Raw genomic sequence first — 6,877 nt, forward strand, 5'->3', positions numbered from 1 at the left:
ACGTTGTTTTAATAAGAAGTTGTTCCATTTAATTTGATTAATGTTTCATTTTTTTGTATATATATGATGTAATTTTTAACTTTGCAACAGAACCGATATTAAAAAGTTCGGGGGGGGCCTCTCATAAAAAATCAGAAAACATGTTAAAATAAATTCGAAGAGGTAGATTCGGATCCTCCTAACAGAATTATCTTAGTAATTTTGTAATAAGTTAGATTATAGCTCTTAATAAGTTTAGTGAAATTCTTTTTTTGTTGAATTTTATATTTTTTGTTTATTCAAAGTTACGTTTTGAGAATAACATAATAAATTAACTTTTATAGGGGGGCAAAATGAAAAAATCTTTTATTTTCGCAGGAATAATAGTCCTATTACTTATAATTTGTAGTGTATTATTAAAGTTAATCAATATTCCTAGTGAACCTAATATCTATATTTGCTGTTCAAGGCATATAGAAGCCATATAAGAGCCGCTAATAGTATATAAGGTTCCAAGTAAGCAAGTAAGGTTTTTTTCATAAAAACGCTACAAAGCTCTCTGAGTACCCTTATATGAATCGCCACTAAAGCTCTCTTCGATTTGATAAATAATGTCTTGCATTGTTTTTAGCGCGCTCATAATGACGATTAACTGTTTGATCGAGTGGCACCATATATCTTTCCATAACTTGATCTGAATCTGATATATCAGATAGCATGTGTAACGCTATTAAATTATTAAAATCTATGCCACTGATTTTTCTTTTCAGATATTTGAGACTTTCTGACATACTCTTAATTTCTTCATCAATATCAAAAAGATTTTCTTTTGCGTTTTCTTCAGCCATCCTTCTTTCGTTACGCCCTTGTATATAATAGTCAATCAATATTTTAATAACTTCTGAGTTCGTACTGGCATTATTTTCACTTTTAATTGAAATCAATTTATCTTTATATAACTCTGTCACGTAAAAGCTTTTCTTTATTTTATTCATCTATAATCTCCTCCAAACATTGATATACAGTTTCTATATTCTCTAATCGAGCTAATATTTCTATTTGATTTTCCATGAGCTTTAGTAACACCGGATTCAAATAATGATTGATGCTAGACGAAAGCTTTTGGTCGAGATCAGATTCATAATATTCTTGAATGATTTTAAGATACAACTGATTGACTGATATATCCTGCTGTTCAGCTTGCAACTTGAAATGATTATCTATTTCTATAGGAATACCATATATATTTCTTCTTTTCGTCGTTTCCTTCAATATATCAACTCCTATTTTTGAAATTAATTTTTGTAACCTCATTGAAGACTTTCAATAATTTTTCAACTTTGAATTTTTTTGTTACAACTTCAAGTTGTTTCATCGATCTTTGCCTAAAATCTTAGAAATTCACTCAAAAACGAACCCTGAATATGTCTCTAAACACTCTACTTTTAGTATACATTAGGTAGACATAAAGATTCAATAGGTCTACTTTTGGTATACATAGGTCTCTAAATGGTCCCTTAAAGCGCTCTTTTTGGTATACATACAGCACGCACTCACGGAATCTCATTTGACACTGTCAAATCAACGTTTAGTATGTTTGTGGTCGACTGTTTGGAGACTCAAACGTGCTAGATTCCCTTATGCTCTTGAATGACTTATAGTGTAATGATACATATTTATTGGAGGGTGTTTTCTGATACATTTTTGAAATCATTAAAACAATTGAGTGAGTAATTACTTAATGGAATTGCTTATTTATATATAATTATTAACAAAGTAATGACTCAATGTATTTATTGTAAAATTATTGAGTCATTACTTAAATATAATATTTTATGTTTGTGAGTATTTACTTAAAATATATGTTATTATGTATAGAGTAAATACTCACGATAAAGGGTGGAGATATAATGCCAAGTGCATATAATAGAAAAGCCAAAGTGATTAATTTAAATCTAACACTTGAAGAGTATGAAAAAATTAAACAATTAGCAGAGATAAGACATCTTAATCCAACAAGCTATACAAAACTGGTTGCTTTAGGTAATCGAATTAAGCCCACAGTGATTGAAAAGACGAACATTCAAAATGACTCGAATGGAGTCAATGAACAGCTCAAATCAGACAGCCAAGCACTTCAACAGCGTATTGATTCTCTTGAAGGTGTATTAGAGGATGTTAAAGAGGAAAATGAAGTGTTTCATCGCTTATTAGAATATTTTGATAGTACGGCATTTATGAACTTTAATACGTATCGGAATGATCGACAATTGAAAAATGCGATTAAGCGACTCAAGGAGAAATATAAAAAAAACGACTAGTGTAATTACTAGTCGTTTTCAGATTATTTGGCAAGCATTGGCTATGCTAGCCACATACGTGGTAGCGTCGCCTGCTTGTTGGGGATATTCCCCAAGCCCCTTAAGATTTTTTCTGCGAAAAATAAGCGGCTAGTTGCTAGCCACTACCAAAATATATTTAATTATTTCATAAATTTAGTTATAATTTTTATGAATAATAATATAAGGGAGAGATAAAATGTTTGTTTCTCAAAATAATATTAAGAGTGTAAACGGAGAATATAATTGGTTAAAAAGTGAAACTCAAAAAACGAAAGAAGTAATTGAATCTAAAGGTTTTCCATGTGTTTTTGGAGTACAGGGACATAACAGACAAGTACATTTTTACTCAGCATTAAATTACCCTTATAATCCTAAAGAATTGGCTGAAGATATTAATGACTATTTAAAAGAGCTAGAGAATATGCCAAAAAAAGATAGAGGTATTTCGGGATTATTAGTATTTTTTGAGCCTATTGGCGATATGAATATTCATGCTAAACAGTTTATGGTTTGGAAAATTCTTTCGGAAATGAAAAATAAATATGGAAATAAGGAAGATAATATTGACAATGATCCATTAACTGATGGATACTCTTTTCTATTTAAAAATGAGTTATGGTTTATTAACTTTAGTTCAAATAGCTATAAAAATAGGAAATCACGTAATCTTGGAGCTTTTATCACATTAGCTATGCAGACCTTAAGTAAATCTGATGAACATTTCAATTATAACATGAAAACTAAAGCTAAGGCACAGAAGACAGTAAGAGACCTTGCAGAAAAATATGATGGATGTCCAGTGCATTCAGGTTTAGGTCCTATCATTGGTTCCGAAAAATTTTCGCCAGCTAAATTATCATACTTTATTGGGGATACAAATGAAGAAAAATCTTATGAGCCATGGCAATTCAAAGAGTTTGTACCTAAAAAGATTTTTATAGATGATACTATATTTGGAAATTATTTAAATACAGTCAAAGAATTTAAAAATTTGTACAGTGATGGCAATATAGAATGTTTGTCAGAGTGTAGTAATGCTGAACATATGAACGAAAGTAATTTATTGTTAACAAATGACTCTACAATTATAGAGAAATATAAGGGAAATGTTAATATAGCAACCTTTGATAAAAATTTAGCAGCATACTATCATATTTTTGATATAGATTATTTTAATGATTTATTAGCTTTAAGATATTCAAAGGTGTAATTTAATCGTGTATAGAAAAGAGGGCTAACATTGTATAAAAATATAATTTTTGATTTTGACGGTACAATAGCAGATTCAAAAAAGTGTAGTTTTATTGCAACAAAGAAGGCTTTTTTAGACTGTGGGTTGAAAGAACCTAGTGATAATCAAATTGAATATTATATGGGTATTCCGATAGAAAAATCATTTGATTTAATGAGTTCAGTAGAATTAAAAACGAAAGAGCGTAATGAACTTATAGCATTGTTTCGAAGAAATTATAAAGAGATAGAAGATTTATATTTAGAAATTTATGATAATATGTTATCTCAACTTGAGACTCTTCATAAAAAAGCTAAATTATTTGTGGTTTCTAGTAAAAAAACTGATGTATTAAAAAGAAACTTAAAGATATTAAAAATTGAAGGTTTATTTTTAGAAGTTGTCGGTTCAGACAAAGTTAAAGAGTATAAACCATCTCCAGATGGAATTTTATATATTTTAAATAAGTATAATTTGAATAGAGATGAAACAATATATATTGGAGATGCTATATTTGATATTCAAATGGCAAAAAATGCTGGTGTATCTTCATGTGCAGTAACTTGGGGGAGTCATAGTGAGGAAAAATTAAAATTAGAAATTCCTGATTTTATAATTACCAATGTTAATCAATTAGAGTTTGAGGGATAATTAATGTCGATTAGTAAAATAATAACTATAATTGGATTTTTAACAATGTTTATTGTTGGCGTATCTGATTTAATCATTGTAGGAATGATGAGTGAAATGAGTCAAGAATTCCATGTTAGCAATGCTTTTATTGGTCAGTTAGTGACAATATATGCTATTTCATTTTCTATACTTAGTCCAATACTAACGAGGCTAACAATAAATATAAATGATAAAAAAGTACTTATATACAGCTTAATGATTTTTATTTTATTAACAATAATTACAACAATTATTGAAAATTATATTTTATTGTGTGTCGTTAGAGTAATTCTAGCTGGTGTAGCTTCATTAATTACTGTAAAGCTAATGTCAACAGGGGCTAATATGGTACCTATCGAAAGTAAATCTACAGTTATTGCTAATATTTATGTTGGGTTTAGCGCGGCAAATATACTTGGTATTCCGATAGGGACATTACTTGCTTCTTATTATGGTTGGAAAATTCCATTTTATATTATAGCAATCCTCACTTTTTTTTGCTTATTAAGCATTGTTTACTTTATACCGACTAATATAAAACGAGATAAAACTCATACTAGTAAATATACGGTTACAAATTATAAAGGCACTATTATAATATTATGTTTTTTATTATTTATGATGATATCCAATAGTATTTTATTTACATATTTAGAACCTTTAGTTAAAAGTAAGGGGCATGATATTTTTATAGTTAGTTTATGCTTATTTTTATCAGGTATTGCTGGGGTTTTAGGCTCAAAATTAGGTAATACTTTATCAGAAAAAAAGGGTTATAGTATTTCAGGTAATATTATTATATTGATGTATATAATATCTATTATACTCATTCTAATTTTGGGACAAAATATAGTTATTTTAGTATCATGTGTATTTATATGGAATTTATTTCACTGGGGAACAAACCCCACTGTTCAATATGGACTATTAAAATTTTTACGAGGTGATCCGAGTCAAATACTAAGCTATGACATTTCAATTTTAAACTTAGGTATAGGATTAGGTTCATTTGTTGGTGGTATTCTATTCTTTATAGATAATAGTTTCAATTTGTCTATAATTATATCTGCTTTGTTAGCTATTTTATCATCTTTACTTTTAAAAGGTGTAAGTCATTCAGATATTGTAAAATAATTCTATGCTAGATTTTAATGAATAAGCTATACAATATAACTACCCATAATAGTTAATTATGTTAACTTAACAAAAAGGGACAAACACCGCCATATCAGTGTTTGTCCCTTTTTGTGAGGATTATAGGTTATGCAGATTTTATACATACCCTTAATGACACGTTTTCATGCATTTTCATTAAGTGAACTTTTGTATCTTTATTCAAAAACGGAGAATCTATTAAAATCAGATTCTGTTATACTAAAAAAGCACTTCCCGTGCAGAAAGGAGGTGCCACATCTAATGATTGTCGTTCTGTTTGTTGTGAAATATATCGTATGTCCAATTATTGTTGGACGTGTTCTTTATTTATTAAATCAAGAACAACGATAAAAAAGAAACCCCAGCATATGCTTTGGTCGGCATGCTGGGGTTTTCACATCCAATGATGTGTCTGTCTGTTTGTTATTTTTAGTATATCTTGCATGAAGAGATTTGTAAAATTATGGTGTCTAAAAAATACAAAATGTTGAAGTAATAGAAATTTAATTTTGGTCTAATTTCGTATCAAAATCAGATAATTTAATTTTGATGACATCCTTATCTTGAGAAGAAACATTCACCATTTTTTGATCTTTATTGTTTAATTTAATAATTGTATCAAGTCTGTCAGATTCATCATTAGATTCATTCATTAAACTAGGTAAATTATCGTTGGTTAATTGGCCAGTATACTTACCAGCATCACCAGCACTTTGTATACTTCCTGTACTCACATTTGTATAAAGTAATAAGCCTTCGGTTTGTTTATCATTTGAATAGACTGATTTGAGTACATCGCCTAGACCTTTTTTAGCTTTCTTTTCAGAAATATCCTTAGTGGTAACAAATGTAATAAGGGCATTCCCTTTTTCATTTGTTACTTCTAAATAAGTTTTAACATCTTTATAGGGTGTTTCTTGATAATCAATCTTTTTATTATCAAGGACTTTTTTAACTTCATTAGGATCTAAATTCAGTAGAAATGAAGGAGATATTTCTGAAGAACCCAAAAAGATCTGTTTCATTTGACCATTTTTAGTTAAGTATATAGATTCAATCTCGTTATTATTATCTTCATCAGTAGACATTGAAAAGAACATGTGCTGTTTTTTATCATTAATGATATCTTTAATAGATATATTTTTTTGTGTTCAACATCTTTATTACATCCACTCAAAACAATTGTAATTGTCAAAAAAGTAAGAATAAAGTAAAAAATTTAGTTATTTTCATTTATTATCTCCTTTTAATTTCAAATAAATTTAATATGTATATGTATTTATAATACTAACATTAAAAATATATATACATATTACTTTTTTTACTTTATTCTTCCCAATCCACTTTAAGTTGCTTTAAAAAAGCTTCTTTATCTTTTTCGAAATTTTCGTCAACGTTATATTTATGGTTCTGTTGCAAAGTTAAAATAGTATACAGTTCTATACAAAGTCAGAATCTTTAACGTTGTTTTAATAAGAAGTTGTTCCATTTAATTTGA

General features: G+C 28.3%; 7 protein-coding genes. 4 read left to right on the forward strand and 3 right to left on the reverse strand.

Annotation, left to right across the window (positions count from 1 at the left end; all coding sequences use genetic code 11):
- Window positions 1-563 precede the first annotated feature (563 nt).
- A complete protein-coding gene (locus tag CD155_RS10810) occupies window positions 564-974 on the reverse strand; it encodes a hypothetical protein (protein WP_103213326.1) in 411 nt (136 codons plus the stop codon).
- Window positions 967-1,251 (reverse strand): hypothetical protein, encoded by a 285-nt coding sequence (locus CD155_RS10815; protein WP_103213327.1) that lies wholly within the window; start codon window positions 1,249-1,251, stop codon window positions 967-969. The genes CD155_RS10810 and CD155_RS10815 overlap by 8 nt, the downstream gene beginning before the upstream one ends.
- 638 nt (window positions 1,252-1,889) lie before the next feature.
- Here CD155_RS10815 and CD155_RS10820 point away from each other — a divergent pair.
- The 4 genes from CD155_RS10820 to CD155_RS10835 all read left to right on the forward strand — a co-directional run bounded on the left by CD155_RS10820 (window position 1,890) and on the right by CD155_RS10835 (window position 5,358).
- A complete protein-coding gene (locus CD155_RS10820; protein WP_103213328.1) occupies window positions 1,890-2,300 on the forward strand; it encodes a hypothetical protein in 411 nt (136 codons plus the stop codon).
- A 217-nt stretch (window positions 2,301-2,517) separates the two neighbouring features.
- On the forward strand, window positions 2,518-3,531 hold the full coding sequence (locus CD155_RS10825) for a YqcI/YcgG family protein (RefSeq protein WP_103213329.1): 1,014 nt from the start codon (window positions 2,518-2,520) through the stop codon (window positions 3,529-3,531).
- A 30-nt stretch (window positions 3,532-3,561) separates the two neighbouring features.
- Entirely contained in the window at window positions 3,562-4,203 is a 642-nt protein-coding gene (locus tag CD155_RS10830; protein ID WP_103213330.1) for an HAD family hydrolase, read from the forward strand.
- A 3-nt stretch (window positions 4,204-4,206) separates the two neighbouring features.
- On the forward strand, window positions 4,207-5,358 hold the full coding sequence (locus CD155_RS10835) for an MFS transporter (RefSeq protein ID WP_103213331.1): 1,152 nt from the start codon (window positions 4,207-4,209) through the stop codon (window positions 5,356-5,358).
- 524 nt (window positions 5,359-5,882) lie between these two features.
- Here CD155_RS10835 and CD155_RS10840 read toward each other — a convergent pair.
- Window positions 5,883-6,467 carry a hypothetical protein gene (locus CD155_RS10840; RefSeq protein ID WP_256604998.1) on the reverse strand — a complete coding sequence of 195 codons (585 nt, stop codon included), beginning with the start codon at window positions 6,465-6,467 and terminating at the stop codon, window positions 5,883-5,885.
- Between the last annotated feature and the right edge of the window lie 410 nt (window positions 6,468-6,877).

Source organism: Staphylococcus caprae (assembly GCF_002902725.1).
Taxonomy (GTDB): Bacteria; Bacillota; Bacilli; order Staphylococcales; family Staphylococcaceae; genus Staphylococcus; species Staphylococcus caprae.

Bases quoted from the DNA above. Each gene is read 5' to 3' on its own strand.
- CD155_RS10810 (WP_103213326.1), bottom strand. From the start codon at position 974: ATGAATAAAATAAAGAAAAGCTTTTACGTGACAGAGTTATATAAAGAT.
- CD155_RS10820 (WP_103213328.1), top strand. From the start codon at position 1,890: ATGCCAAGTGCATATAATAGAAAAGCCAAAGTGATTAATTTAAATCTA.
- CD155_RS10825 (WP_103213329.1), top strand. From the start codon at position 2,518: ATGTTTGTTTCTCAAAATAATATTAAGAGTGTAAACGGAGAATATAAT.
- CD155_RS10835 (WP_103213331.1), top strand. From the start codon at position 4,207: ATGTCGATTAGTAAAATAATAACTATAATTGGATTTTTAACAATGTTT.
- CD155_RS10840 (WP_256604998.1), bottom strand. From the start codon at position 6,467: ATGTCTACTGATGAAGATAATAATAACGAGATTGAATCTATATACTTA.